Annotated in this window: 24 protein-coding genes and 4 tRNA genes; 9 read left to right on the top strand and 19 right to left on the bottom strand. The window is 72.7% G+C overall.

The features are described 5' to 3' along the window. Window positions 1-155 precede the first annotated feature (155 nt). From ACFCV8_RS11470 to recG, 4 genes are all read right to left on the bottom strand, one after another. Complete coding sequence (locus ACFCV8_RS11470) at window positions 156-1,238, bottom strand: ATP synthase F0 subunit B (protein WP_376685087.1); 1,083 nt, start codon at window positions 1,236-1,238, stop codon at window positions 156-158. Between the two features lie 95 nt (window positions 1,239-1,333). Continuing rightward, window positions 1,334-1,816: a pantetheine-phosphate adenylyltransferase gene (gene coaD, locus ACFCV8_RS11475; RefSeq protein WP_376685109.1), complete on the bottom strand. Its 483-nt coding sequence runs from the start codon at window positions 1,814-1,816 to the stop codon at window positions 1,334-1,336. Between the two features lie 26 nt (window positions 1,817-1,842). Further along, a complete protein-coding gene (gene rsmD, locus ACFCV8_RS11480) occupies window positions 1,843-2,427 on the bottom strand; it encodes a 16S rRNA (guanine(966)-N(2))-methyltransferase RsmD (protein WP_376685088.1) in 585 nt (194 codons plus the stop codon). A gap of 107 nt (window positions 2,428-2,534) precedes the next feature. Next, window positions 2,535-4,742, bottom strand: coding sequence for an ATP-dependent DNA helicase RecG (recG, locus tag ACFCV8_RS11485; RefSeq protein ID WP_376685089.1), 2,208 nt, complete (start codon window positions 4,740-4,742; stop codon window positions 2,535-2,537). Window positions 4,743-4,917: 175 nt separating this feature from the next. Between recG and ACFCV8_RS11490 the strand changes: the two genes are divergently transcribed. Then, window positions 4,918-6,825, top strand: coding sequence for an HSP90 family protein (locus ACFCV8_RS11490; RefSeq protein WP_376685090.1), 1,908 nt, complete (start codon window positions 4,918-4,920; stop codon window positions 6,823-6,825). After that, complete coding sequence (locus ACFCV8_RS11495; RefSeq protein ID WP_376685091.1) at window positions 6,822-9,743, top strand: tetratricopeptide repeat protein; 2,922 nt, start codon at window positions 6,822-6,824, stop codon at window positions 9,741-9,743. Before ACFCV8_RS11490 ends, ACFCV8_RS11495 begins: the two co-directional genes overlap by 4 nt. A 373-nt stretch (window positions 9,744-10,116) precedes the next feature. Here ACFCV8_RS11495 and ACFCV8_RS11500 read toward each other — a convergent pair whose 3' ends face one another. Then, a complete protein-coding gene (locus tag ACFCV8_RS11500) occupies window positions 10,117-11,742 on the bottom strand; it encodes a DAK2 domain-containing protein (protein WP_376685092.1) in 1,626 nt (541 codons plus the stop codon). Between the two features lie 258 nt (window positions 11,743-12,000). Here ACFCV8_RS11500 and rpmB point away from each other — a divergent pair, with 258 nt between their 5' ends. Then, complete coding sequence (gene rpmB, locus ACFCV8_RS11505; RefSeq protein ID WP_030928661.1) at window positions 12,001-12,186, top strand: 50S ribosomal protein L28; 186 nt, start codon at window positions 12,001-12,003, stop codon at window positions 12,184-12,186. A 98-nt stretch (window positions 12,187-12,284) separates the two neighbouring features. Here the strand turns inward: rpmB and thiD are convergent, their stop codons facing one another. After that, window positions 12,285-13,097, bottom strand: a complete 813-nt coding sequence (thiD, locus tag ACFCV8_RS11510) for a bifunctional hydroxymethylpyrimidine kinase/phosphomethylpyrimidine kinase (RefSeq protein WP_376685093.1) — start codon at window positions 13,095-13,097, stop codon at window positions 12,285-12,287. Between the two features lie 10 nt (window positions 13,098-13,107). Beyond that, complete coding sequence (locus ACFCV8_RS11515) at window positions 13,108-14,076, bottom strand: thiamine-phosphate kinase (RefSeq protein ID WP_376685094.1); 969 nt, start codon at window positions 14,074-14,076, stop codon at window positions 13,108-13,110. 322 nt (window positions 14,077-14,398) lie between these two features. Between ACFCV8_RS11515 and ACFCV8_RS11520 the strand changes: the two genes are divergently transcribed. After that, window positions 14,399-14,632 (top strand): Lrp/AsnC family transcriptional regulator, encoded by a 234-nt coding sequence (locus ACFCV8_RS11520; RefSeq protein ID WP_376685095.1) that lies wholly within the window; start codon window positions 14,399-14,401, stop codon window positions 14,630-14,632. A 20-nt stretch (window positions 14,633-14,652) separates the two neighbouring features. Then, window positions 14,653-15,135 (top strand): DUF3515 domain-containing protein, encoded by a 483-nt coding sequence (locus ACFCV8_RS11525; RefSeq protein ID WP_376685096.1) that lies wholly within the window; start codon window positions 14,653-14,655, stop codon window positions 15,133-15,135. 111 nt (window positions 15,136-15,246) lie between these two features. Here the strand turns inward: ACFCV8_RS11525 and ACFCV8_RS11530 are convergent, their stop codons facing one another. The 3 genes from ACFCV8_RS11530 to ACFCV8_RS11540 form a co-directional block, all read right to left on the bottom strand. Next, window positions 15,247-16,407 carry a D-alanine--D-alanine ligase family protein gene (locus tag ACFCV8_RS11530; protein ID WP_376685097.1) on the bottom strand — a complete coding sequence of 387 codons (1,161 nt, stop codon included), beginning with the start codon at window positions 16,405-16,407 and terminating at the stop codon, window positions 15,247-15,249. A gap of 103 nt (window positions 16,408-16,510) precedes the next feature. Continuing rightward, window positions 16,511-17,521 carry an NAD(P)H-dependent glycerol-3-phosphate dehydrogenase gene (locus tag ACFCV8_RS11535; protein ID WP_376685098.1) on the bottom strand — a complete coding sequence of 337 codons (1,011 nt, stop codon included), beginning with the start codon at window positions 17,519-17,521 and terminating at the stop codon, window positions 16,511-16,513. Next, window positions 17,518-18,270, bottom strand: a complete 753-nt coding sequence (locus ACFCV8_RS11540; RefSeq protein WP_376685099.1) for a lysophospholipid acyltransferase family protein — start codon at window positions 18,268-18,270, stop codon at window positions 17,518-17,520. Before ACFCV8_RS11540 ends, ACFCV8_RS11535 begins: the two co-directional genes overlap by 4 nt. Window positions 18,271-18,457: 187 nt before the next feature. On the opposite strand from ACFCV8_RS11540, the gene cofC reads away from it, so the two are divergent. Both cofC and ACFCV8_RS11550 read left to right on the top strand, forming a co-directional pair. After that, window positions 18,458-19,135, top strand: coding sequence for a 2-phospho-L-lactate guanylyltransferase (gene cofC / locus ACFCV8_RS11545; protein ID WP_376685110.1), 678 nt, complete (start codon window positions 18,458-18,460; stop codon window positions 19,133-19,135). A 10-nt stretch (window positions 19,136-19,145) separates the two neighbouring features. After that, window positions 19,146-19,349, top strand: coding sequence for a hypothetical protein (locus tag ACFCV8_RS11550; protein ID WP_352276269.1), 204 nt, complete (start codon window positions 19,146-19,148; stop codon window positions 19,347-19,349). Between the two features lie 183 nt (window positions 19,350-19,532). On the opposite strand, the gene ACFCV8_RS11555 is transcribed toward ACFCV8_RS11550, so the two are convergent. The 4 genes from ACFCV8_RS11555 to leuC all read right to left on the bottom strand — a co-directional run bounded on the left by ACFCV8_RS11555 (window position 19,533) and on the right by leuC (window position 22,694). Continuing rightward, window positions 19,533-20,195, bottom strand: a complete 663-nt coding sequence (locus ACFCV8_RS11555; RefSeq protein ID WP_376685100.1) for an HU family DNA-binding protein — start codon at window positions 20,193-20,195, stop codon at window positions 19,533-19,535. Between the two features lie 143 nt (window positions 20,196-20,338). Then, a complete protein-coding gene (locus tag ACFCV8_RS11560) occupies window positions 20,339-20,566 on the bottom strand; it encodes a hypothetical protein (protein WP_376685101.1) in 228 nt (75 codons plus the stop codon). 104 nt (window positions 20,567-20,670) lie between these two features. Then, entirely contained in the window at window positions 20,671-21,264 is a 594-nt protein-coding gene (leuD, locus tag ACFCV8_RS11565; protein ID WP_376685102.1) for a 3-isopropylmalate dehydratase small subunit, read from the bottom strand. Window positions 21,265-21,269: 5 nt separating this feature from the next. Continuing rightward, complete coding sequence (gene leuC, locus ACFCV8_RS11570; RefSeq protein ID WP_376685103.1) at window positions 21,270-22,694, bottom strand: 3-isopropylmalate dehydratase large subunit; 1,425 nt, start codon at window positions 22,692-22,694, stop codon at window positions 21,270-21,272. Window positions 22,695-22,868: 174 nt separating this feature from the next. Between leuC and ndgR the strand changes: the two genes are divergently transcribed. Then, window positions 22,869-23,585, top strand: a complete 717-nt coding sequence (gene ndgR / locus ACFCV8_RS11575) for an IclR family transcriptional regulator NdgR (protein WP_376685104.1) — start codon at window positions 22,869-22,871, stop codon at window positions 23,583-23,585. A 57-nt stretch (window positions 23,586-23,642) separates the two neighbouring features. Here ndgR and ACFCV8_RS11580 read toward each other — a convergent pair whose 3' ends face one another. Then, window positions 23,643-24,140, bottom strand: coding sequence for a DUF4188 domain-containing protein (locus tag ACFCV8_RS11580; RefSeq protein ID WP_376685105.1), 498 nt, complete (start codon window positions 24,138-24,140; stop codon window positions 23,643-23,645). A 91-nt stretch (window positions 24,141-24,231) separates the two neighbouring features. Here ACFCV8_RS11580 and ACFCV8_RS11585 point away from each other — a divergent pair, with 91 nt between their 5' ends. After that, window positions 24,232-24,873, top strand: coding sequence for a MerR family transcriptional regulator (locus tag ACFCV8_RS11585; protein WP_376685106.1), 642 nt, complete (start codon window positions 24,232-24,234; stop codon window positions 24,871-24,873). A gap of 92 nt (window positions 24,874-24,965) precedes the next feature. Here the strand turns inward: ACFCV8_RS11585 and ACFCV8_RS11590 are convergent. From ACFCV8_RS11590 to ACFCV8_RS11605, 4 genes are all read right to left on the bottom strand, one after another. Next, window positions 24,966-25,038 (bottom strand) — tRNA-Glu (locus ACFCV8_RS11590). A gap of 26 nt (window positions 25,039-25,064) precedes the next feature. After that, window positions 25,065-25,136 (bottom strand) — tRNA-Gln (locus ACFCV8_RS11595). A gap of 12 nt (window positions 25,137-25,148) precedes the next feature. Further along, window positions 25,149-25,221, bottom strand: a tRNA-Glu gene (locus ACFCV8_RS11600). Between the two features lie 60 nt (window positions 25,222-25,281). Next, window positions 25,282-25,354 (bottom strand) — tRNA-Glu (locus ACFCV8_RS11605). Between the last annotated feature and the right edge of the window lie 20 nt (window positions 25,355-25,374).

Consider the following 25,374-nt stretch of genomic DNA (forward strand, 5'->3'; position numbering starts at 1 on the left):
CTTCGGAGTCGAAGCGGGCAGCGGGGAGCGCGGAGGTACGCGCGACCGAAGAGCCAGGATACTGGACGTGTCGCCCAGCTCCCAATCCGGGCCGCCCGGCCCTCCGCCCGGGCCGTCCGCCTCTCCCGGCCCGCCGCCGTCCGGTCGGCGTCCGGTCAGCGCCCCTGCTCGTACCGGCGGAGCTGGTCCAGGTCGATCATGCTGGTGTCGAAGAGGCTGGTCTCGTCGAGGGCGCCCCCGGCCTGCTCCGGCAGGGCCTGCTGGGGCTGTACGGGCTGCTGCCAGCCCTCGTAGCCCTGGGCGACCGGCATCTGGGCCTGGCCCTGGTCGTACCCCTGCTGCTGATAGGCGGCGTACGGGTCCGGCTGCTGCTGGTAGCCGTAGGCGTCCTGCTGGGGCGCCTGGGGCTGCTCCTGGTAGCCGTAGCTCTCCGCGTAGGACGGCTGGGCCTGGGCGGGGAACTGCTGCGGGGGCTGCTGGTGCGCCGGCGCGGGCTCCGGGGTGGCGAGCTCGGCGAGCCCGGCCCAGTGGTCCTCGTCACTCATGCGCGGGCGGCCGCCCGCCGCGTCCTGGGCGGCCACGTGCGCGCCGAGGTCGTCGGTGGGGATGCGACCGTGCAGCTTCTGCCGGCCGCGGCCGACCGCCTCCAGGGTCTTGGCCAGCACCGCCTCGAAGGCGCCGAACTTGGCGTCGACGTACTCGTCGGCCCGGCGCTGGAGGGTGGCCGGGTCGGTGCTGCGCTCGGGGGCCTCGGCGAAGTCGGGGTCCTCGTAGCCCTGCTCGTCGAAGGGGGTGCCGCGGCCGAGGAGCTTCTCGCGGCCCCGGTCCACGGAGCCGATGGTCTTGGTGAGGACGACCTCGAAGTTGGCGAGCTTGCTGTCGACGTACTCGTCGGCCTCGGCGCGGACCTCGGCGGCCTCCCGGCGGGCCTCCTCCAGGATGCGGTCGGCCTCGCCCTGGGACTGCCGGGCGATCTCGGTCCCGGCGATCAGCGAGGTGCGCTCGGCGCGGGCGGCCTCGATGATCCGCTCGGCCTCCTGGCGGGCCTGCTCGGCCAGCTGCTCCCGGCCGCCGATGAGCTCCTGGGCGTGGGCGAGCGAGCCGGGCAGCGCGTCGCGCACCTCTTCGAGCATCGCCAGCAGGTCGGCGCGGTTGACCACGCACGAAGCCGACATGGGCATCGACCGGGCGTTCCCGACGACTTCGACGATCTCGTCGAGCTTCTTCTGCACGTCCACCGTGTGCTCGCCACTCTCTACAGCCGATTGGAGACGGACGGGACGACTGTACGGCCAGTCGGCGCCCGCCCGACACCTGCTGACGGCTCGTCAGCTCATCGGTCCCGGGCGAGGCGCTCGGTGAGGGCCTCCTGGACCACCGGCGGGAGCAGGTGGGAGACGTCGCCGCCCCAGGTGGCGACTTCCTTGACCAGGGAGGACGAGAGGAAGCTGTAGGTGGGATTGGTCGGCACGAAGAGTGTCTCGACGCCGGACAGGCCATTGTTCATCTGGGCCATCTGGAGCTCGTAGTCGAAGTCGCTGACGGCCCGCAGGCCCTTCACGATCGCCGGGATCTCGCGCTGCTTGCAGAAGTCGACCAGGAGGCCGTGGAAGGCCTCGACCCGGACGTTGCCGAACTCCGCGGTGACCTGCTCGATCAGGTCGATCCGCTCGTCGACGGCGAACAGGCCCTTCTTGGACTGGTTGATCATCACCGCGACATGTACGACGTCGTACAGCTTCGAGGCACGGCCGATGATGTCGAGGTGTCCGTTGGTGATGGGGTCGAACGACCCCGGACAGACGGCGCGGCGCAATGTGATTCCCTCCCTCTCCGGTCCGGTCATCGTGCGTCTTCGCACGTAGAGGCGGCGCGACCGTACCAAAGCGTGCCTTCGCCGTAGCGCCGGGCCCGCAGGGGTTCGAATCCATGCGGCCAGCCGAATTCTCCGCCTCTGGTGCTGCGTTCCACGGTGACGAGGGCATCGCCGGTGAGCCACCCCTGAGCACGGAGTGTGACCAGTATCTCGCCAAGATCGTCGTCGGTGACGGCGTACGGCGGGTCCAGGAAGACCACGTCGTACGGTTCGGCCGGTGCCGGTCCCGTCACGATCTGTTCCGCTTTGCCGGTGCGGACCTCGGCGCCGGGCAGGCCGAGCGTGCGGACGTTGTCGCGGACGGTCCGCACGGCCCTGGCGTCGGCCTCGACGAGCAGGGCGTGGGCCGCGCCGCGGGAGAGCGCCTCCAGGCCGACGGCACCGGAGCCCGCGTACAGGTCGGCGATCCGGATGCCCTCCAGGGTGCCGAGCAGGGCTTCCCAGGTGGAGAAGAGGCCCTCGCGCGCCCGGTCGGAGGTGGGGCGGGTGCCGGTGCCGGGCGGCACGGCCAGGCGGCGTCCGCCGGCCGAGCCGGCGATCACGCGGGTCATGGGTGTCTGGTCCTCGGTTCGTGGGCGGCCCGCGGGGTGCCGCGGCGCCGTGCCACCACGATATGGCGTGGCGGCCGGTCGGGCCCGCCCACCCGTCCCGCCGGGCGTCAGCCCTTGTCGAGGTACTGCTCGCGCTCCTTGTCCAGCAGGGCGTCCAGCGCCGTGCGCAGTTCGGGCAGGCCGGCCAGCTCCGGATCGGCGGCGACGGTCGCGACCGCCTCCTCGCGGGCGGCGGCGATGACCTCCTCGTCGTCGATGACGGTGAGCATCCGCAGCGAGGAGCGGACCCCGGACTGGGCCTGGCCGAGGACATCGCCCTCGCGGCGCTGCTCGAGGTCGATCCGGGAGAGCTCGAAGCCGTCGAGCGTGGCGGCGACGGCGGAGAGCCGGGCGCGGGCCGGGGACGCCTCGTGGGCCTCGGTCACCAGCAGGCAGAGCCCGGGGGCGGAGCCGCGGCCGACCCGGCCGCGCAGCTGGTGCAGCTGGGAGACCCCGAAGCGGTCGGCGTCCATGATCACCATGGCGGTGGCGTTGGGGACGTTGACCCCGACCTCGATGACGGTGGTGGCGACCAGGACGTCGACCCCGCCCGCGGCGAAGCGGCGCATCACGTCGTCCTTGTCCTCCGGGTTCATCCTGCCGTGCAGGACCTCGACGCGGAGTCCGGCCAGCGGGCCCTTGGCGAGCTGTTCGGCGATCTCCAGCACGGCCAGCGGGGGACGCTTCTCGCCCTCGTCCTCGGCGGCCTGCTTCGGCTTCTTCCTCCCCGCCGTCTCGTCCTCGGCGTCGTCGCCGATGCGGGGGCAGACCACGTACGCCTGGTGTCCGCCCTCGACCTCCTCGCGCACCCGCTCCCAGGCCCGGGCGAGGAAATGCGGCTTGTCCTTGGCGGGGACCACATGGCTCGCGATCGGCGAGCGGCCCGCCGGGAGCTGGTCCAGGACGGAGGTCTCCAGGTCGCCGAAGACGGTCATGGCGACCGTACGGGGAATGGGGGTGGCGGTCATGACCAGCAGGTGCGGCGGCTGTTTGCCCTTGGAACGCAGGGCGTCGCGCTGCTCCACGCCGAAGCGGTGCTGCTCGTCGACGACGACCAGGCCCAGGTCGTGGAACTTCACCTTGTCCTCGATCAGGGCGTGGGTGCCGATCACGATCCCGGCCTCGCCGGTGACCAGGTCGAGCAGGGCCCGGCGGCGGGCGGCGGTGCCCATCGAGCCGGTGAGCAGCACCACCTTCGTACCCTGTTCGCTGCCGCCGAGCAGTCCGCCCTCGGCCAGCTCCCCCATCATCTCCGTGATGGACCGGTGGTGCTGCTGGGCGAGCACCTCGGTGGGCGCGAGCATGGCGGCCTGTCCGCCCGCGTCGACGACGCCGAGCATGGCGCGCAGGGCGACCATGGTCTTGCCGGAGCCGACCTCGCCCTGCAGGAGCCGGTGCATCGGGTGCTCGGTCGCGAGGTCGCCGAAGATCTCTCCGGAGACCTTCTGCTGCCCCTCGGTGAGGGTGAAGGGCAGTTTGGCGTCGAAGGCGTCGAGCAGTCCGCCCGGGGCGGGCCTGCGGGGCGCCGCCGGAAGCTGGGTGTCGGCGTATCTGCGGCGGGCCAGCGCGACCTGGAGGACGAAGGCCTCGTCCCATTTGAGCCGGTCCCTGGCCTGCGCGATGTCCGCCTTGGTCTGCGGACGGTGCACCCTGAGCAGTGCCTCGGGCAGCGAGGTGAGGCCGCGGCCCTCGCGCAGCCCCGGCGGCAGCGGGTCGACTGCCTCCTGGGCGCTCGGCAGCACCGTGTCGACCGCCTTGGCGATCCGCCACGAGTCGATCTGCTTGCAGGCGGGGTAGATCGGCAGCAGCCGCCCGGCGAAGGCGTCCACCGCCTCGCTGTCCCCGTCCCCCTCGGCGTCGAGCAGCTGGTACGTGGGGTGGGCCAGCTGCATCTTCCGGTTGAAGACGGAGACCTTGCCCGCGAACATCGCCCGTCTGCCGGGCAGCAGCTCCTTGTGCGGCTTGTGGACGCCGTGCCCGAAGAAGACCAGCTGGAGGCGGCCGTGGCCGTCGGTGAGGGTCACTTCGAGGCGCCTGCCGCGGCCGTTGTTGAACGTCAGGACCCGGGCCTCGGCGACCTGCGCGACCACCGTCACGTGCTCGTCCAGCGGAAGGTCGGACAGGGCCGTGAGCCGGCCGCGCTCCTCGTACCGCCGCGGGTAGTGATGGAGCAGATCACCGACCGTGTGCAGGTCGAGGTGTTCGGCCATCACCTTGGCGGTGGCGCCGCCGAGCAGCTTCTTGAGGGGTTCGTCGAACGCAGACACGCGGTCCATTGCACACCACATCACTGACAACCGTCCGGCCGCCACCACCCGGAACCCGGGAATCCCCTGGTCACCACCGTCGCCGCACCGCTAAGGTCGGCTCCCACACCTCCGGCTCGCGGTCCCCGCGCACGGGATCGCCCGACCCGCGCTGTCGCAAGTACCCCCCACCGGCGCTGCGACGATGGCATCCGAGACCTCAGCGAACTCCGCGTCCCCCGAAAACTCCGACCGGTCGGAGCAGTCCGACTTCCCCGCCGGCCGCTCGCCGCACACCTTCCAGGTGGACCTGCGGGGACTGGTCGACCTCCTCTCCCACCATCTCTACTCCTCTCCCCGCGTCTACCTGCGCGAACTGCTCCAGAACGCCGTGGACGCGATCACGGCCCGCCGCGCCGAGCAGCACGACCCGCCCGCCCGGATACGGCTGTACGCGGACGGCGGGCGGCTGCGGATCGAGGACAGCGGGATCGGCCTGACCGAGGCCGATGTGCACGGCCTGCTCGCCACGATCGGCCGCAGCTCCAAACGCGACGGAGAGGCGGGTATCGCCTCGGCGCGCGCCGACTTCCTCGGCCGGTTCGGGATCGGGCTGCTGGCCTGTTTCGTCGTCGCGGCCGAGATCCGGGTGGTGAGCCGTTCGGCGCGTACGCCGGGCGCGTCGCCCGTGGAGTGGTGTGCCCGCGACGACGGCTCGTACACCGTCCGGACGCTGCCTAACGACGCGCGGCCGGAGCCGGGCACCACCGTGCACCTGACCGCGCGGCCCGGCAGCGGGGAGTGGCTCGCCGAGGAGCGGGTGCTCGCCCTGGCCCGCGACTTCGGCTCGCTGCTGCCGTACGACGTACGGGTGGGCGAGGTGCCGGTCACCGATCTGCCGGCGCCGTGGGACCGCCCCTACCCGGGCCCGGCCGCCCGCCGGGTGGCGCTGGCCCGCCACTGCCACGAGCTGTTCGGCTTCACCCCGCTGGACGCGATCGGGCTGGACCTGCCGCTCGCCGGGGTCCGCGGCGTCGCCTACGTACTGCCGTCCGCCGTGAGCCCGGCGCAGCGGGCCGGTCACCGGGTGCACCTGAAGGGGATGCTGCTGACCGACCGGGCCGACGAGCTGCTGCCCGACTGGGCGTTCTTCGTCCGCTGTGTCGTGGACACGGACAGCCTGCGCCCCACCGCCTCGCGGGAGTCGCTGTACGCGGACGAGACCCTGGCCGCCGTCCGGGAGGCGCTCGGCGAGCGGATCAGGCAGTGGCTGACCGGCCTGGCCGCGGGCGATCCGGAGCGGCTCGGGGAGTTCCTGGCCGTGCACCACCTGGGGGTGAAGTCGCTCGCCCGGCACGACGGGGCGATGCTGCGCACGATGCTGCCGTGGCTGCCGTTCGAGACGACGGACGGGCGGCTGTCGCTGGAGGAGTTCGCCCGGCGCCACCCGGTGGTGCACTTCACCCGGACCGTGGAGGAGTTCCGGCAGGTCGCGCCGATCGCCTCCGCGCAGGGCATCGGGGTGGTCAACGGCGGCTACACGTACGACGCCGAGCTGGTCGAGCGGCTGCCCGGGGCCCGCCCCGGGGCGGTGGTCGCGGAGCTGGACGCCGACACCGTCACCGCGCACCTGGACTCCGTGGACCCGGAGCAGGAGCTGGCGCTGGGCGCGTTCCTCGCCGCGGCCCGGGCCCGGCTGGACCCGCTGGGCTGCGACGTGGCGCTGCGCGCCTTCCATCCGCTGACCGTGCCCGCGCTCCACCTCGACGACCGTTCGGCCCGCCACGAGCGGGCCCGGACGGAGGCCGAGGGGCAGGCCGACGAGTTGTGGGCGGGCATCCTCGGCTCACTGCGGGGCAGTGCGCCGCGCGCCCGGCTGGTGCTGAACCATCTCAACCCGCTGGTCCGCAGAATCGGTTCGCTCGGCTCCGCGGAACTGGCCGGGACGGCGACGGAGGCACTGTACGGGCAGGCGCTGCTGATGGCGCAGCGCCCGCTGCGCCCGGCCGACTCGGCGCTGCTGAACCGGGCGTTCCTCGGCCTGCTGGAGTGGGCCGCACCTCCCGTACCGCCAGGACACTCCCCTTCGGACCCCCAGGAGGACGGCCGATGAGCGCCGACGTCAGTGCGATCCGCCGGGCCATGGCGGAGAACGGCCGCGAGCCGGAGGGACCTGCGCGCAACGCCCGCGCGGAGCGGCTGCTCGCCGAGGCCGAGTCGTCCGGGGAGGCGGCGTTGTTGGTCGAGGCGCTCGTCCATCAGCTGGAGGTCTACAACTACAGCTCCGAGCGGGACAAGATGTTCGTGCCCTTCGCGCGGCTGCTGCGCCTGTGGGACGAACGGCCCGGCGACTTCGACGAGTTCACGGCGTACCGGCTGTTCTGGATGTTCAAGTGGGTCTCCGGCTCCCTGGTCGACCAGCCGCACATCCCGCTCGCCGCCATCGAGAAGTGGCAGGGCGAGATGGAGCGCCGCTACCGGCTGGCGGGCCACTCGGAGCGGGCCGTGCGCCAGGGCGAGCTGGAGATCGCGCGGCATCTGGGCGATCTGCCGCGCGCCGAGCGGGCGTACGCGGCCTGGCGCGCCGCCGACCGCGACCGGATGGCCAACTGTCACGCCTGCGAGCTGCACGACCAGGGCGACTGGCTGGCCGAGCGCGGCCGGGACGCCGAGGCGCTGGAGGTCTGGGCACCGGTGCTGAACGGTGAGCACACCTGCGCCCACGAGCCGCACGCGGTGCTGGCGGCCTCGCTGCTGCCGCTGCTGCGCACCGGCCGGCCCGAAGCGGCCCGCGCCCATCATCTGCGCGGGTACCGGATGGTCCGGCCGATGGAGAGCATGCGCGGCTCGACGGCCCGGCACATCGAGTTCTGCGCCCTGACCGGCAACGAGGCGCGAGCCCTGGAGATCCTCGCGGAACGGCCCTCGTACTTCACCGACAGCGGGAACCCCGCGAGCCTGATGGAGTATCTGGCGGTCACGGCGCTGCTGATGGACCGGCTGACCGCGCTGGGCCACGGCGGGCAGCCGGTGCCGGGCCCCGCCGGGACCGGGTGGACGGCCGCCGCGCTGGCCGCCCACGCCCGCGCCGGGGCGCTGGAGCTGGCCGCCCGGTTCGACGAGCGCAACGGCACCGGACGGGTGGGCACCCTGGTGCGCGAGCGCCTGGAGCTGCGGCCGCTGGTGGACCGGCTGCCGCTCGGGGTACGGGCCGGGCGGCCGGCTGCCCCGGCCCGGGTCCCGGAACCCGCCGCCCCGGCACCGGAGCCGGCGTCCGTGGACCTGGCCGCGCTGCTGGCCGAGGCGCGCCGCCTCTCCGATGCCCAGCACCCCGGGGCCGGGGCCGCCTGGGCGGCCGTCTCCCGGGCCGGGGAGACGGGCGGGGCCGGGCTGTCGGACCACGACCGGGCGTGCGTCGAGGACCACCGGGCGATGTACGGCGCGCTGGAGCCCGCCGGGGCGGCCGAGGCCTTCGAGACCGCCGCCCGTCTCTACGCCGCGGCGGACGATCCGGGCGAGGCCGCCGCCGCGGCGGGCCGGGCCGGGTACGCCCGCGCGCTGGAGCCCGGCGGGGCGGACGGGGCGCTGGCTTCGGTCACCCCGGTCCTGGAGCGGGTCCTGGCGCTGCACGCCGAGGGGGCGGCCACCGCCCGCCAGGCGAGCGCGGTACTGGTGTGCCGGGCGCGGATCCTGGGCCGGGCGGTGGAGGACGCCGCGGACGAGACGGCCGCCGGGCAGGCGCTCACCGCGCTCGAACAGGGGGCGCGGGCGCTCCTCGCGTTCGCCGAACCGCTGCGCGGCGAGGCCGGGGTGGCCACCCGGATCGCGGAGGGGCTGGAACTGCTGGGCGACGTCGCGGCGTTCCGGGGCGATGCGCACGGCGCGCTGGAGCGGTACGAGCGGGCCGCCGCGGAGACCGGTGCGGCGGGGCTGCCCTGGTACGGGGTGGAGTGCCTGGCCAAGGCCGCCGGGCTCGCCGCCCAGCTGGAGGAGTACGAGCGGGCCGAGGCCGCGGCGCGGGCCGCGCTGGAGCACGGGGCGCCGTTCGTCCCGGCGCGCGGCCGGGCCCGGCTGCATCTGCGGCTCGCCGAGATCCTCGCCGCGGGCGGGCAGTTCACCGAGGCGGCTGAGCAGGCGCTGGACGCCGCGCACTGGGCGGACGAGTCGGGCGAGAGCGCCACGCTCGGGGCCCACGCCCGGCATCTGCTGGGCGGCTGGCTGCTGCGGCTGGACCGGGCGGCGGAGGCGGCGGCGGTGCTGGAGGCGGTGCTGCCCGACCTCACCGCCGAGGAGCACGGCGAGGGCGCGGTGGTGCAGACGCGGTGGTGGCTGGGCGAGGCGCTGACCGCGCTGCGCGAGCCCCGGGAGGCCGCCGCGCACTGGCTGCGGGCGGCGGACATCGCCCGTGGCTGGCCCGACCAGCGTGATCACGCGATGCTGGCGAACCTGGCCGCGCAGGCGCTGTACCGGGCCGGTCTCGACGCGGAGGCGGAGCTGGCGTACGCCCGTGCCGGGGAGCTGTGGCGGGGGCTCGGCGATGTCCCGGCGCTGGTACGGACCCTGCGGGTGCGGGCCTGGATCGCGGTCCGGGAGGGGCGGCCGGGCCCGGCGGCGGCGCGGGCGTTCATGGCGGAGGCGGTGCGGGAGTGCGAGGCTGCGCTGGTCCGAGGGGCGGCCGGGGAGGCGCCCCGGCTCCTCGCCGAACTCGCGGACACCCACCGCCAGACCGGTGAGCTGATCGCCCACGCCTGCCCGGGCGAGCCGGGCGAGGCCCCGGAGTACGAGGAAGCCCTCGGGTACGTGGACCGGGCGGTCGCCCTCTACGCGGAGGCCGGCGACGGTTTCGACCCGCTGCGTACCTCCGCCGAGCTGGTGGCCGGCTGGCTGGAGGCCGACCTGGGCCGCCCGGACGCGGCCCGGGAGCGGGCCCGCCGCGTCCTGGGGATCCACAGCGGCGGGGCCCCGGACGGGACCGGCGAGGAACGCCGTGCGGAGGCCGAGGCCCTGCTGCGCTACGCGGACCGCGCGTAGGACCGGCCGCCGGACCCCCGCCGTCGCCCACGGCGTGACCGGGCGGCGGGCGCCGCACGCCTACCCGGATGTACGAGGGCGCCACCGCAGGCCGGGGGCCTCCCCGGCACGGGCCGGACCAGGAGCCACCGGGCCCGCTCCGGCCCGCGCACCACGGCCCTCGCCGCGCGGGCGGGACGGTCCGGGAGCGCGGGGCGTCGCCGGGCGCCAGGCGGCCCGGCGGGCGGGGGAAGTACCGCCCGTCACCGGGCGCGAGGCGGCCCGCCGGGCGGGGCAAGTACCGCCCGTCACCGGGCGCCAGGCGGCCCGGCGGACGGGGCAAGTACCGCCCGTCACCGGGCGCGAGGCGGTCCGCCGGGCGGCCCCGGACCCGTCACTCGACCCCGATGAGCAGCGGCGCGCTCCGGCGGCCGCCCCGGTAGACCATGGTGTCCACCGCCAGATACCCCTCGCGCACGTGCTCCTCCAGCGCGTCCGCGAGGGAGCCGGGGACGTCCTCGCCCAGCACCAGGGTGACCAGTTCGCCGCCCGCAGCCAGCATCCGGTCCAGCACGTCGCGGGCGGTCTGCGCCACGTCCTTGCCGATGACCGCGACATCGCCGTCGATCAGGCCGAGCACGTCCCCGGCCTGGCAGATGCCCGCCATGGTCCAGGACTGCCGTTCGGCGACGGCGAGTTCGGCGTAGCGGGTGGCTCCGGCGGCCGCGGTCATCGCCACCACGTCCTCGTCGAAGCTGCGGCCGGGTTCGTGGACGGCGAGGGCCGCGATGCCCTGGACGGCCGCCCGGGTGGGGACGAGGGCGACCCTGACCCCTTCCGCGCGGGCCTGCTCGGCGGCCGCGGCGGCGGTGTGGCGCAGCTCGGCGTCGTTGGGCAGCAGGACCACCTCGCGGGCGTGCGCCCGGCGGATCGCGTCGACCAGTTCGCCGCTGGCCGGGGGCTCGCCGGGGCGGGCCAGGACGGTCGTGGCCCCGGCCTCCTCGCACAGCCCGCGCAGCCCTTCGCCGGGGACGACCGCGACGACGGCGCGCTGCACGGGCTCGGTCGCGGGGTGTACCCGGTCCGCGCCGAAGTGGGTGATCCGGATGCGGTACGGGCGTCCCGCCTCGACCCCGGCCTCCACGGCCGCGCCCGCGTCGTCGACGTGCACATGGACGTTCCACAGCCCGTCGCCGCCCACCACCACGAGCGAGTCGCCGAGTCCGTCGAGCCGGTCCCGCAGCCGGTCCACCGCCTCGTCCGACGCCTCCAGCAGGTAGATCACCTCGAAGGCGGGCCCGCCCGCCGCCGCGCAGTCGTCCGGCACCGGCCGGGCGGGCACCGGAAGGGCGGCCACCGCCCCCCGGACCGGTGCGGGCGCCCGCCCGCCGACCGCCTCGACGAGCGCCCCGAGCACCGCCACCAGTCCGCGCCCCCCGGCGTCCACGACGCCCGCCCGGCCGAGGACGGCGAGCTGTGCGGGGGTGGCCTCCAGGGCGTCGCACGCCCCGTCGTACGCGGCGCGGGCGACCTCGGCGGTCCGGGCGCCGTCCCCGGTGTGCGCGGCGGCTTCGGCGGCCGCGGCGGCGACGGTCAGCACGGTGCCCTCGACGGGGTGGGCGACGGCCTGCCGGGCCGCGGCCGCGGCGACCGCGAGGGCCCGGCGCAGGTGGCCGGCGTCGTGGCCGAGGGCCAGCTCACCGGCCATCCCGCGCAGCAGCTGGGCCAGGATCGTGCCGGAGTTGCCGCGGGCGCCGATCAGGGCGCCGTGCGCCATGGCCCGTACCGCGTCGGCGGTGTCGGGGGCACTCGCGCCGGTCTCGTGGGCGGCGAAGACCGCTTCGACGGCCCCGGCGGCGGATTCCAGGGTGAGGTAGAGATTCGTCCCGGTGTCGCCGTCGGCGACCGGGTACACGTTGATCGCGTCGATCGCCTCGCGTTCCCGGCCCAGCGCGTCCAGCGCCAGTGAGCACCAGGTACGCACCGCGACGGCGTCCATGTCGTCGGCGGTCTGCGGCACCGGTCGGCCCTCCTCTGGTGCGGCCGTGGGCGGCCGGCTGGATGGCAGCGTAGCCCCGGGCTCCGGAGCCGGCGGGGACAGGGGGCGGGAGGGGACCGGTGGAACCCGTGGTAGTTTCGTTCTGTCGAAGCGGTCGTTGTATGCTGCTTCGGTTGCCCGATGAAAGTCGGGCCATCCCTCCGGTACCGCCACTTCAGTCACCTGATTCCGGCGCGCCGGATTTCACTGTAAGTGCATCTGAAGTCTTTGGAGTGACCCGTGGCTGCCAACTGCGACGTCTGCGGCAAGGGGCCGGGCTTCGGCAACAACATTTCGCACTCGCACCGCCGTACGTCCCGTCGCTGGAACCCCAACATCCAGCGCGTGCGTGCCGTGGTCGGTCGGACGCCGAAGCGGCTCAACGTCTGCACCTCGTGCATCAAGGCCGGTAAGGTCGCGCGCTGACGTTCCCGTCGTAGCGCAGCCTTCCGGTTGCCCAAAAAGCCGGTCCACCTCGGTGGACCGGCTTTTTGCTGTGCTCCCGCCCCGTCCTTCCGGTCCGCTCAGCCGGTGCGGAGGCGCCAGCCGTGGTCGACCGGGCCGATCCCGGCGCCGAGCGGGAATCCCGCCGCGATCGCCCCGGTGACGTAGCTCTTCGCGTTCCGCACCGCCGCCGGTACGTCCTCTCCCAGGGCCAGTCCGCAGGCGATCGCGGAGGCGAGGGTGCAGCCGGTGCCGTGGGTGTGGCGGTTGTCGTGCCGGGCGGCGGGCAGCCAGTGCTCCTCGGTGCCGTCGGTCAGCAGGTCGACGGGGTCGCCGGGCAGATGTCCGCCCTTGACGACGACCCAGCGCGGGCCGAATTCCAGCAGGGCGCCGGCGGCCCGGCGCATTCCGGGTCCGTCCGTCACGCGGATGCCGGTGAGTTGCGCCACTTCGTCCAGGTTGGGGGTGGCGACGGTGGCGGCCGGCAGCAGTCTCGTCCGTACGGAATCAAGGGCCTCGGCGGCGAGCAGCGGGTCGCCGTGCTTGGAGACGCCGACCGGGTCGACGACGGCCGGGGCGCCGGTGCCGGCGAGCAGTTCGGCCACCGTCTCCACCAGGAGGGCGGAGGAGAGCATCCCGGTCTTGACCGCCTGCACCCCGATGTCGTCCACCACGCTGCGGTACTGGGCGCGCACCGCCTCGGCGGGCAGCTCCCAGGCACCCTGAACCCCCAGGGAGTTCTGGGCGGTGACGGCGGTCAGCACGCTCATCCCGTGCACGCCGTGGGCGAGCATCGTCTTCAGGTCGGCCTGGATGCCCGCACCGCCGCCGGAGTCCGATCCGGCGACGGTGAGCACACGGGCGGGTACGGCGGGAGGTACGGGTATCGGCATACGCCGCAATCTACTGGGCGTCCTCGATGTCGCCGAAGTGGTCCCAGCCCTTGCTGGTCCACGGCGCCCCGTCGACCGTGACCTGCGGCAGCACGGAGGGGTTGAGGACCTCGCCGATCACCTTCCAGCGGGCGGGCAGCTTCACGTCCGGCGGGAAGGTGGCCACGATCGCGTGGTCCTCTCCCCCGGTCAGCACCCACTGGAGCGGGTCGACGCCGACGGCCTGCCCGATGTCGGACATCTGTGAGGGGATGTCGATGAGCCCGGCCCGCAGATCGATCCGGACCTTGCTGGCCTCGGCGATGTGCCCGAGGTCGGCGACGAGCCCGTCGCTCACGTCCGTCATGGCGGTGGCGCCGAGCCCGGCGGCCGCGGGGCCCGCGTGGTAGGGCGGCTCGGGGCGGCGGTGGGCCTCGACGAAGGCGCGGGGCGAGCGGAAGCCGCGGGAGAGGACCGCGTATCCGGCGGCGGACCAGCCGAGCCAGCCGGTGACGGCGACGACGTCGCCGGGCTGGGCCCCGGACCGGGTGACCGGCTCATGGTTGCGCAGGTCGCCCAGGGCGGTGATCGAGACGGTGATGGTGTCGCCCCGTACGACGTCCCCGCCGACCACGGCCGCGCCCGCGACCTGGCACTCGTCACGGATGCCGTCCATCAGTTCACCGGCCCAGGTGACCGGGAGTTCGGCCGGGACGACCAGACCGAGGAGCAGCGCGGTGGGCACCGCGCCCATGGCGGCGATGTCGGCGAGGTTCTGGGCGGCGGCCTTGCGGCCGACGTCGTACGCGGTCGACCAGTCGCGGCGGAAGTGCCGCCCCTCCAAAAGGATGTCCGTACTGGCCACGACCCTGCGGTCGGGAGCGGTCACGACCGCGGCGTCGTCGCCGGGGCCGAGCCGTACCGCCGGAGTGGTGGTGAGCCGGGACGTGAGCTCCCTGATGAGCCCGAACTCCCCCAACTCGCCCACGGTTCCCTTCACCGAGTCTCACCTCTCATCTGTCGCGCCGGACACTCGTCCGGGCTGCTTCGGCGGACGGGTTCCCGGGGTCCGGACCGGCCGCCGCGGCGGGGAGCAGTCCGCTCCGCCGGCCCTCGCCGTCCCGTCCCCTTCCGGACCGCTGCGCTCGCGGTCGCGGGCCGTCCCTGCTGTCGGTAGTGTCAAAAGACACGTCAACCTGTGTCTGGTGCGCGCCACGCGGTGGGTGTCAACGGCCCCCGGGTCTCCCCGTGGCACGCGGTGACGCGATACCGTGGCGTCCCTTTCTCCCCCGCATGATCCTCGTGGCCGCCCTGGAGGTTCCGTGGTACAGGCGTACATCCTTATTCAGACCGAGGTGGGCAAGGCGTCGACCGTCGCCGAGACCATCTCCCGAGTTCCGGGAGTGATCCAGGCAGAGGACGTGACCGGCCCGTACGACGTGATCGTGCGCGCGAAGGCCGACACCGTCGACGAGCTGGGCCGCATGGTGGTCGCCAAGGTCCAGCAGGTGGAAGGCATCACCCGAACCCTGACCTGCCCGGTCGTCCATCTGTAGTCCCCGTCTAGGCTGGGCCGGTGACCTCATCGCGCCGATTCCGCCACTCCGTGTTCCCCGGCCTGGCCGTGGCCGCTTCACTGCTGGCCGCGACAGGCTGTTCCTCGACGGACGCCGCGGTGTCGATCACGGTTCCCACTCCGTCCCCGCAAGCCGCGGCGTACTGCCGCGCGCTGCACGGGGAGCTGCCGGGGACCGTTGCCGGACTCGGCCGCGGCGACTCCGGACCCGAGTCCGAACTGACCGCCGAATGGGGGGACGGGGAGATCGTACTGCGCTGCGGTGTCCCCCGGCCCGCGAAGATGGACGACCCCATGGCGAAGGGCACCGAGGCGAACGGCGTCAACTGGCTGCTGGAGCAGCCCGAGGACGCCGGTCCGCGGTTCACCACGACGTACCGCAAGGCGTACGTGGAGGTGACGCTCTCGGCGGCGTACGCCCATGACGCGAGCCCGCTGGCGGCGTTCGGCCCCGCCATCAGCAAGACGGTGCCGGGGCTCTAGGTCCTGTCTTCGAACGGCCGGACGACCCCGGTCCGAGGACAGGACCCGGGTCCGCCGGACACGGGTCCGGGGGTGCCCCGCCACGACCGGCGGGACACCCCCGGACCTGGGTCAGCGCAGGCCGGTCGGGCGGCGCAGCGCGGCCTGGATCAGCCGGTCCACCAGCTCCGGGTAGCTCACACCGCTCTCCTGCCACATCCGCGGGTACATGGAGATCGGGGTGAAACCCGGCAGGGTGTTGATCTCGTTGATCACGAACGTGCCGTCCTCGGTGAGGAAGAAGTCGGCGCGGACCAGCCCCTCGCAGGAGGTGGCCTCGAAGGCCTCGACCGCCAGGCGCTGGACCTCGGCGGTCTGTTCCCCGGTGAGCGGGGCGGGCACGATCCCGGAAGCGGAGTCGATGTACTTGGCCTCGAAGTCGTAGAAGTCGTGCGAGGTCACCGGCGGGATCTCGGCGGGCACGCTGGCGCGCGGCCCGTCCTCGAACTCCAGCACCCCGCACTCGATCTCGCGGCCCCGCAGCAGCGACTCGACCAGGAACTTGGGGTCGTGGCGGCGGGCCTCCTCGATCGCCTCGTCGAGCCCGGACAGATCGTCGACCTTGGTGATGCCGATCGACGAACCGGCCCGCGCGGGCTTGATGAAGAGCGGCCAGCCGTGCTCGCCGGCGAAGTCCACGATCCGCTTGCGGGCACCGGAGGGGTCGTTGTCCCATTCGCGGGGGCGGACCACCAGGTACGGGCCGACCGGCAGCCCGAAGGAGGTGAAGACCCGCTTCATGTACTCCTTGTCCTGGCCGACGGCCGAGGCGAGCACCCCGGCGCCGACGTAGGGCACTCCGGAGAGCTCCAGCAGCCCCTGGAGCGTGCCGTCCTCGCCGTACGGGCCGTGCAGCACGGGGAAGACGACGTCGACCTCGCCGAGCGCCTTGGGGACCGCGCCGGGCTCGGTGTACGTCACTTCGCGGCTGGCGGGGTCGGCGGAGAGCGCGACGGTGCCATCGGCGGATTCGGCCAGCTGGGACACGTCCGGCATCCGCCGGTCCGTGATGGCCATGCGTTCGGGTTCGTCGGCGGTGAGCGCCCAGCGTCCGTCGGCCGTGATGCCGATCGGCAGGACGTCGTACGCGGTCCGGTCGATGGCGTTCAGGACGGCGCCGGCCGTGACGACCGAGATGCCGTGTTCGGAACTGCGGCCGCCGAACACGACGGCCACGCGCGGCTTGCGGAGCTGCTGCTGCTCCGGGCTCTGGGGGAGGTTCTCGCTGCTCATATCGCGTTGAGCGTACCTGCTGGTACTCCGCCCGTCAGCGTGGCCGGGTCCGGTCGCGGCGGTGAGGGCGGACGTTCACCGCGGTGGCCGGACCCGGTCCGTTTCAGCGCCGCTCGGGCTTGGCGCTGCGCGACATCAGCTCACCCAGCGCGACCATCGGCGGCTTGCCCTCGTGGACGATCCCGACGACCGTCTCGGTGATCGGCATGTCGACGCCGTGCCGCCGTGCCAGATCGAGCACCGACTGGCAGGACTTGACGCCCTCGGCCGTCTGCCTGGTCACGGCGATGGTCTCCTGGAGCGTCATGCCCTTGCCCAGGTTGGTGCCGAAGGTGTGGTTGCGCGAGAGCGGCGAGGAGCAGGTCGCCACCAGGTCGCCCAGGCCCGCGAGTCCGGAGAAGGTCAGCGGGTCGGCGCCCATGGCGAGGCCGAGCCGGGTCGTCTCGGCGAGGCCCCGGGTGATGAGCGAGCCCTTCGCGTTGTCGCCGAGGCCCATGCCGTCCGCGATGCCGACCGCCAGACCGATCACGTTCTTCACCGCGCCGCCGAGTTCGCAGCCGACCACGTCGGTGTTGGTGTAGGGACGGAAGTAGGAGGTGTGGCAGGCGGCCTGGAGGCGCCGGGCCACGGCCTCGTCCTGGCAGGCGACGACGGCCGCGGCGGGGCGGCGTTCGGCGACCTCCCTGGCGAGGTTGGGGCCGGTGATGACGGCGATCCGGTCCGCGGAGATCCCGGCGACCTCCTCGATGACCTCGCTCATCCGCTTCGCGGTGCCGAGTTCGACGCCCTTCATCATGGAGACGAGCACGGTGTCGGGGGCGATGTGCCGGGACCACTCGGCGAGGTTGGCGCGCAGCGTCTGCGAGGGCACCACGAACACGACGAAGTCGGCGCCGTCCAGCGCCTCGACGGCGTCCGTGGTGGCCCGGACCGAGGCGGGGAGCTCGATTCCCGGCAGGTAGTCCGGGTTGGTCCGGGTCGTGTTGACGGCCTCGGCGAGCCCGGCGCGGCGGCCCCAGAGGGTGACGTCGCAGCCCGCGTCGGCGAGAACCATGCCGAAGGCCGTACCCCAGGAGCCGGTTCCGAAGACGGCGGCCTTCACGGGCTGGGTCACTTGTGTCCCTCTCCTTCGGCCCTGCGTCGCTGCTCCGCACGGGCCTTGCGGTGGTCGTAGGGGTGCTCGGGGGCCTTCTCGCCCCGCACGATCTCCAGTTGTTCGGTGATCGCGGCCATGATGACCTCGGTCGCCTCGCGCAGGACCTCGGGCGTGGGCTCCTCGCCGTAGAACCGGGAGAGGTCCACGGGCGGTCCGGCCTGCACCTGAAGGGTCTTGCGGGGGAACAGCCGGAGCTTGTTCTCCTTCGCGTACGGGGGCATGGCCAGGTTGGCGCCCCACTGTGCGACGGGGATGACCGGGGCCTTCGTCATCAACGCGACACGGGCGGCACCGGTCTTGCCGGCCATCGGCCACATGTCGGGATCGCGGGTGAGCGTGCCCTCGGGGTAGAAAGCGACGCACTCGCCGCGCTCGATGGCGTCGACGGCCGCCCGGAAGGCGTCCAGCGCGTTGGTCGACTCGCGGTACACCGGGATCTGTCCGGTACCGCGCAGCATCATTCCGACAAAGGGGGTCTTGAAAAGGCCGGCCTTGGCGAGGAGCCGTGGCACCCGGCCGGTGTTGTACTGGAAGTGACCGTAGGAAAGCGGGTCCAGATAGGAGTTGTGGTTGACCGCGGTGATGAATCCACCGTCGGCCGGAATGTGTTCCGTCCCTCGCCAGTCACGCTTGAACAGAACCACCAACGGCGGTTTTGTGATGACCGCCGCCAGGCGGTACCAGAAGCCGATTCTGCGGCGGGACACTCGGACACCTTCCTCTAAGGACTTGATCTCTGCCTGGCTACCGACGGTCAAGTCTCGCCCCAGGCCCCTGCTCTGTCGAGAACACCGTACGCCCCGCTCCCGGAACCGACTCCCCGGGTTCGGGACCGGCTCCCCGGGTTCTCGCACCGGCAGGCGAGAATAGGCGGCGACGCGCACCGAGGGGGAGATCGCCACGAACACCGACCCGGCCGGGCCCTGGTCACTGGTCGTCCCGTTGAAGCCCCTGGCGCAGGCCAAGAGCAGGCTGGCGCCCGTGACCGGGCCGGTTCTGCGCCCCCGGCTCGCCCTCGCCCTCGCCCGGGACACCGTGACCGCGGCCCTGTCCTGCCCGGTGGTGCTGGATGTGGTGGTGGTCACGGACGATCCCCGGGCCGGGGCCGCGCTCACCGCGCTCGGTGCGCGGGTGGTCGCCGACGAGCCCGGCCGCGGGCTCAACGCCGCGCTCGCGCACGGCGAGCGGACGGTACGGGCCGGGCGGCCCCGGGCCGCGGTAGCCGCCCTCAACGCCGACCTGCCCGCGCTGCGCCCCGAAGAATTGGCCCGGGTGCTCAATTACTCCGAGGAATTCCCCCGGGCATTTGTGACCGATGCGGCAGGAATCGGGACAACATTTCTTTCGGCCGTGCCGGGAGTGGAATTGCGGCCTGCTTTCGGCGGCCCGTCGCGGGCCCGCCATCTGGACTCCGGGGCGGTGGAAATCGACCTGCCCGGTATCGATTCGGTCCGCCAGGACGTGGACACCGGCGAGGACCTGCGGGCCGCGGTGGCTCTGGGTGTCGGGCCGTACACGGCGGGGCAGTGGGCGGCAATGGCCCCGGACCCCGACCGGCCGGTCATCGCCTAGGCTGGCGCCCATGCAGGCGACCTCGTACACCTACGACCCCGAGACCCGCTGCGGCAGCGTGCTGCTCGACGACGGCACCCCGGTGGACTTCGACGCCCGCGCCTTCGACGCGGGCGGGCTGAGGCTGCTGCGCCCGGGGCAGCGGGTGCGCATCGAGGGCACCGGCGAGGGCGCGGCGCTGCGGATCACCCTGGTGACCCTGCAGACCTTCTGAACGGACGCGCACGAGCCCCGCGCCGCCGCGACCGCGAGGGGCCGCAAGGGGCCGCCCCCGTGGCGGCCCGCCGCACGGACAGCCCGGCCACAGCCCGCGCACAGGTGCCGCGACAGCCCGCGGGCCGGGCTCCCCGAGGGGAGCCCGGCCCGGCGCGTGTGAGAAGCCTTGCGCTGCTCGGCCTCACTTCTTGCGTGCGGTGGCCTTCTTCGCCGTGGTCTTGCGCGCGGTGGTCTTCTTCGCGGGCGCCTTCTTCGCCGTGGCCTTCTTGGCGGGGGCCGTCTTGGCGGCGACGGCCTTCTTCGCGGTCGTGGCCTTCTTCGCCGCCGCGGTGGTCTTCTTCGCCGTGGTCTTCTTGGCGGCCGCGGTGGTGGTGGCCTTCTTCGCCGTCACCTTCTTCGCCACCGTGGTCTTCGCCGCGGTGGTCTTCTTGGCGGTGGCCTTCTTCGCCGTGGCCTTCTTGGCGGTGGCCTTCTTGGCCGCGGCCTTGGCGGTCGTACGGGTGGAAGATCCTCCCGAGAGGCTGCCCTTGGGCGCCTTCTTGACGGCCACGTCGTTCTTGGGGAGCTTCTTCGAGCCGCTCACCAGGTCCTTGAAGCCCTGGCCCGCGCGGAAGCGGGGCACCGAGGTCTTCTTGACCCGCACACGCTCACCCGTCTGCGGGTTGCGGGCGTAACGGGCCGGGCGGTCGACCTTCTCGAACGAGCCGAAGCCGGTGACCGAGACCCGGTCACCCGCGACAACCGCACGGACCATCGCGTCGAGCACCGCGTCGACGGCGTCGGCGGCCTGCTGACGGCCTCCGAGCTTGTCGGCAATCGCTTCTACGAGCTGCGCCTTGTTCACGTCTTCCCCTTCGGAGACATTGCCAGAACGTATGTGTTCAAGCGTTTTCGCACGTTAGGCAGATATATACCGCAAATCAAACACGAAACGGGCTAATCACCCTAGTGCCGCAACGAAGTCGACTGCTGCGCAGTTCCGCAGAGTCAGTCACCTTCGGGGAATCGGCCCTCATCGAGGTCCTTCATCAACCGGTCCAGACGCCTTGCCGCGCCCGGGAGATCGTGCTTAGCCGCGGCCGTGATGGCCAACAGCTTCCGGGAGAGCGCCATCCGTACGCCCTCCGGGACTTGCAGTTCACGCACGACTGTGTGCGCTTCCTTCAATCGGTCGGCGACTTGGCCGTAAAGCTTGAGTTGGCTGTCGCGTTCCATGCACCGATTGTGCCATCTGGGGCGAGTTGTCGCCCGACAGGGTCTCAACAAGCGACTGCGCCCCCTACCAGATGGCAGGGGGCGCAGTCCGGGAAACGTGCTGCTCAGGCTTGAATTGTACGCGGTTTGAAGGTCGGCCTTGCCGCCTCATAAGCCGCGATGTCCGCTTCGTTCTGAAGGGTGAGGCTGATGTCGTCCAGGCCGTTGAGCAGGCGCCAGCGGGAGTTCTCGTCGAGCTCGAAGTCGGCGGTGATGCCCTCGGCACGGACCTGGCGCGCCTCCAGGTCGACGGTGATCCCGGCCGTGGGGTCGGCCTCGGTCAGCGCCCAGAGCGCGTCCACGACCTGCTGGTCCAGGACCACGGTCAGCAGTCCGTTCTTCAGCGAGTTGCCGCGGAAGATGTCGGCGAACCGGGAGGAGATGACGGCCTTGAAGCCGTAGTTCTGCAGAGCCCAGACGGCGTGCTCGCGGGAGGAGCCGGTACCGAAGTCGGGTCCGGCCACCAGGACCGTGGCACCCGCGCGCTCGGGGCGGTTGAGGACGAAGTCCGCGTCCTTGCGCCAGGCCTCGAAGAGTCCGTCCTCGAAGCCGTCCCGGGTGACCTTTTTCAGCCAGTGGGCGGGGATGATCTGGTCGGTGTCCACGTTGCTGCGGCGCAGCGGGACGGCCCGGCCGGTGTGCGTGGTGAAAGCTTCCATGATTCTCAGACTCCGGCGGGCGTACGGGCGTCGGACAGGTCGGCGGGCGAGGCCAGGTGACCCAGCACGGCGGTGGCGGCGGCAACCTGCGGGGAGACCAGGTGCGTGCGGCCGCCCTTGCCCTGGCGGCCCTCGAAGTTGCGGTTCGAGGTGGAGGCGGAGCGCTCGCCGGGGGCCAGCTGGTCGGGGTTCATGCCGAGGCACATCGAGCAGCCGGCGTGCCGCCATTCGGCCCCCGCGGCGGTGAAGACCTTGTCCAGCCCCTCCTCGACGGCCTGCAGCGCGACCCGGACGGAGCCCGGGACGACCAGCATCCGTACGCCGTCGGCGACTTTGCGGCCCTCCAGGACGGCGGCCGCGTTGCGCAGGTCCTCGATCCGGCCGTTGGTGCAGGAGCCTACGAAGACGGTGTCCACGGCGATGTCGCGCAGCGGCTGCCCGGCGGTCAACCCCATGTACTCCAGGGCCTTTTCCGCGGCGTTGCGCTCCGAGGCGTCCTCGTACGAAGCGGGGTCGGGGACGTCGGCGGACAGCGGGGCGCCCTGGCCGGGGTTGGTGCCCCAGGTCACGAACGGGGCCAGCTCCGCGGCGTCGATGACGACCTCGGCGTCGAAGACCGCGTCGTCGTCGGTGCGCAGCGTCCTCCAGTACGCGACGGCGGCGTCCCAGTCCTCGCCCCGCGGGGCGTGGTCGCGGTCCTTCAGGTAGTCGAAGGTGGTCTCGTCCGGGGCGATCATGCCCGCGCGGGCGCCCGCCTCGATCGACATGTTGCAGACGGTCATCCGGGCCTCCATCGAGAGCTTCTCGATGGCCGGACCGCGGTATTCCAGGATGTAGCCCTGGCCGCCGCCGGTGCCGATCCTGGCGATCACCGCGAGGATCAGGTCCTTGGCCGTGACGCCGTCGGGCAGATCGCCGTCGATGGTGATCGCCATGGTCTTCGGGCGGGCCATGGGCAGCGTCTGGGTGGCCAGCACGTGCTCGACCTGGCTGGTGCCGATGCCGAACGCCAGCGCGCCGAAGGCGCCGTGCGTGGACGTGTGGGAGTCGCCGCAGACCACGGTGGTGCCGGGCTGGGTCAGCCCCAGCTGCGGGCCGACCACGTGCACGACGCCCTGCTCGACGTCGCCCAGCGGGTGCAGCCGTACGCCGAACTCCGCGCAGTTCCTGCGCAGGGTCTCCAACTGGGCGCGGGAGACCGGATCGGCGATCGGCTTGTCGATGTCGAGGGTCGGGGTGTTGTGGTCCTCCGTCGCGATGGTGAGATCGAGGCGTCGCACCGGGCGCCCGGCCTGCCGGAGACCGTCGAAGGCCTGGGGGCTGGTCACCTCGTGCAGCAGGTGCAGATCGATGAAGAGGAGATCGGGCTCACCTTCGGCGCGCCGGACGACATGGTCGTCCCAGACCTTCTCCGCGAGTGTCCTACCCATCGCTTTCCCTCCGACCGGCGTCTTCGCCGGCCCAACTAGAGATTCGGTGCGCCGCCGTCCGGACCCCTGAGCGGGGCGACGGCTGCGGGCCGTTGTGCGGCCGCACCCACAGGTTCGCAACTTCCGCCGATTATTGAACTTGCGTTTCACAGAGTGAGACGGGAGTATCGTCGTATGGACAACTCTAGCGGCGTAGGCGTTCTCGACAAGGCAGCTCTGGTATTGAGCGCCCTGGAGTCCGGTCCGGCCACCCTCGCCGGACTGGTCGCGGCGACCGGGCTCGCACGGCCCACGGCCCACCGGCTGGCGGTGGCGCTGGAACACCACCGCCTGGTGGCGAGGGACATGCAGGGCCGGTTCATTCTCGGCCCCAGGCTGGCGGAGCTAGCCGCGGCCGCCGGCGAGGACCGCCTGCTGGCCACGGCCGGCCCGGTGCTCACCCACCTCCGGGACATCACGGGTGAGAGCGCGCAGCTCTACCGCAGACAGGGTGACATGCGGATCTGCGTGGCGGCGGCGGAACGGCTGTCCGGTCTGCGGGACACCGTTCCGGTCGGCTCCACCCTCACCATGAAGGCCGGCTCCTCGGCCCAGATCCTGATGGCCTGGGAGGAGCCGGAGCGCCTGCACCGCGGCCTCCAGGGCGCCCGTTTCACGGCCACGGCGCTCTCGGGCGTACGGCGCAGGGGCTGGGCCCAGTCGATCGGCGAGCGCGAGCCTGGTGTGGCCTCCGTCTCGGCGCCGGTGCGCGGCCCGTCGAACCGGGTGGTCGCCGCCGTCTCGGTCTCCGGACCGATCGAGCGGCTGACCCGGCACCCGGGCCGGATGCACGCCCAGGCGGTCATCGACTCGGCGGCCCGGCTCAGCGAGGCCCTGCGCCGCAACGGCTGACGCGCCGCCCGCCCCTTCCCGGCCGCCCCAGCGTCGTGGCGGCCCCCTCCCAGCACCTCACTTCGCGCCCGAGCGGTGCGCGAGCCGGTCCGCGGCCCGGCGTCCCCGCCGCTCGACCGGCAGCACCCCCGTCGCCCCGGCGAGGCCGTGCACCGGCATGTCCGCGTAGATCGCCTCGTAGCCGCCCTCGGGGACCAGGTACGTCTCGTGCCAGAGCCCCACGTGCCGCCGGGACTTGCGCTCCTTGCGGTTCATCACCGCCCAGGCCCTCCGGTGGAACATGTCGGGCGCGCTCGCGTACGCGTACAGCTTCTCCTTCGACTCCCAGTACTGGACGACGCAGTACGTCCGCGGCGAGCCGGTCAGCAGGCTGTAGCCCAGCAGTCCGCGCTCCTTGTCGCGCCCCAACTCCCGCAGCATGCGCAGCATCGCGCCGAACACCGGCAGCCAGTGGTGGACGCCCCGGAAGTGGTTGATCCGCATCCCGATGAGCAGCACGACCACCTCCCCCTCGGCCGCGGCGGTGGTCCGTCCCGGAATCGGCTTCGCGAACATGCCCTGCCCCCTGATTTCACCGGAGAGTGCCACTGTCCAATGATTGGATAGTGGCACTGTCCAAGAGGTGGCGCAAGGAAAGGCACGGCACATGCGGCTCTCGGAACTGAGCGAGCGGAGCGGCGTCGGAACCGCGACGATCAAGTACTACCTGCGCGAGGGCCTGTTGCACCCCGGCCTCCGGGTCAACGCCACCCGGGCCGAGTACGACGGGAGCCATCTGCGCCGGCTGCGCCTGGTGCGGGCCCTGATCCAGGTGGGCCGTCTCCCGGTGGCCACCGCGCGCGAGGTCCTCTCCCATGTGGACGACGACACACTGGGGCGGACGGTCCGGCTGGGCGCGGCGCTCTGGGCGCTCCCGCAGGGCCCGGAGGCCGACGAGCAGGCCCCGGAGACGGCGGCCGCCCGTGCGGCCGTGGAGCAGTTGCTGGAGGCGCTCGGCTGGGCCACCGCGCAGGAGATCGGCGCCCTCTCCCCCACGTACCGCTCGCTGGTGTCCTCGGCGGCCACCCTGATCCGGCTCGGCTACCCCTGCGATGTGGCCTACCTCACCGGGCAGGCCCGCCTGATGCACCAAGTCGCCGTCCAGGACCTGGACATGATGGAGACGTATCCCACGGAGTCGGAGCAGGTGGAGGCGGCGGTCGCATCGGCCGTGCTGTACGAGCCGCTGCTGATGGCGCTGCGGAGGATGGCGCAGGAGGAGGAGTCGGCCCGGCGTTACGGCCTCTGAGTCCGGACGGCCCGGCCGCCCCGGCTGCGGCGCCCGGGGCCAGCAGAAAGGCCCTTCGCCGGAGCGAAGGGCCTTTGACTGTTTCTCTGTTGTACCCCCGACCGGATTCGAACCGGCGCTACTGCCGTGAGAGGGCAGCGTGCTAGGCCGCTACACAACGGGGGCTTGTTACTACTGGTTGCATTTCTGCGCTGGGCTACCAGGACTCGAACCTAGAATGACGGTACCAGAAACCGTAGTGTTGCCAATTACACCATAGCCCATGGTGTTACAAGTACCCCCGACCGGATTCGAACCGGCGCTACTGCCGTGAGAGGGCAGCGTGCTAGGCCGCTACACAACGGGGGCCCTAGCGATCCTGCATCGAAATCGTGGGTGCGACCCAGGTGATCTCGCGGGAAGGATCTGTACCCCCGACCGGATTCGAACCGGCGCTACTGCCGTGAGAGGGCAGCGTGCTAGGCCGCTACACAACGGGGGCTTGTTACTACTGGTTGCATT

Origin of the sequence: Streptomyces sp. NPDC056347, from assembly GCF_042262625.1 — a bacterium.
In the GTDB taxonomy this organism is placed as follows: Bacteria; Actinomycetota; Actinomycetes; order Streptomycetales; family Streptomycetaceae; genus Streptomyces.

Coding starts and splice junctions, on each gene's coding strand:
- rsmD (WP_376685088.1), bottom strand. CDS start 2,427: ATGACCCGCGTGATCGCCGGCTCGGCCGGCGGACGCCGCCTGGCCGTG.
- recG (WP_376685089.1), bottom strand. CDS start 4,742: ATGGACCGCGTGTCTGCGTTCGACGAACCCCTCAAGAAGCTGCTCGGC.
- ACFCV8_RS11490 (WP_376685090.1), top strand. CDS start 4,918: ATGGCATCCGAGACCTCAGCGAACTCCGCGTCCCCCGAAAACTCCGAC.
- ACFCV8_RS11495 (WP_376685091.1), top strand. CDS start 6,822: ATGAGCGCCGACGTCAGTGCGATCCGCCGGGCCATGGCGGAGAACGGC.
- thiD (WP_376685093.1), bottom strand. CDS start 13,097: ATGCCGATACCCGTACCTCCCGCCGTACCCGCCCGTGTGCTCACCGTC.
- ACFCV8_RS11530 (WP_376685097.1), bottom strand. CDS start 16,407: ATGAGCAGCGAGAACCTCCCCCAGAGCCCGGAGCAGCAGCAGCTCCGC.
- ACFCV8_RS11550 (WP_352276269.1), top strand. CDS start 19,146: ATGCAGGCGACCTCGTACACCTACGACCCCGAGACCCGCTGCGGCAGC.
- ACFCV8_RS11560 (WP_376685101.1), bottom strand. CDS start 20,566: ATGGAACGCGACAGCCAACTCAAGCTTTACGGCCAAGTCGCCGACCGA.
- leuD (WP_376685102.1), bottom strand. CDS start 21,264: ATGGAAGCTTTCACCACGCACACCGGCCGGGCCGTCCCGCTGCGCCGC.
- leuC (WP_376685103.1), bottom strand. CDS start 22,694: ATGGGTAGGACACTCGCGGAGAAGGTCTGGGACGACCATGTCGTCCGG.
- ndgR (WP_376685104.1), top strand. CDS start 22,869: ATGGACAACTCTAGCGGCGTAGGCGTTCTCGACAAGGCAGCTCTGGTA.
- ACFCV8_RS11580 (WP_376685105.1), bottom strand. CDS start 24,140: ATGTTCGCGAAGCCGATTCCGGGACGGACCACCGCCGCGGCCGAGGGG.
- ACFCV8_RS11585 (WP_376685106.1), top strand. CDS start 24,232: ATGCGGCTCTCGGAACTGAGCGAGCGGAGCGGCGTCGGAACCGCGACG.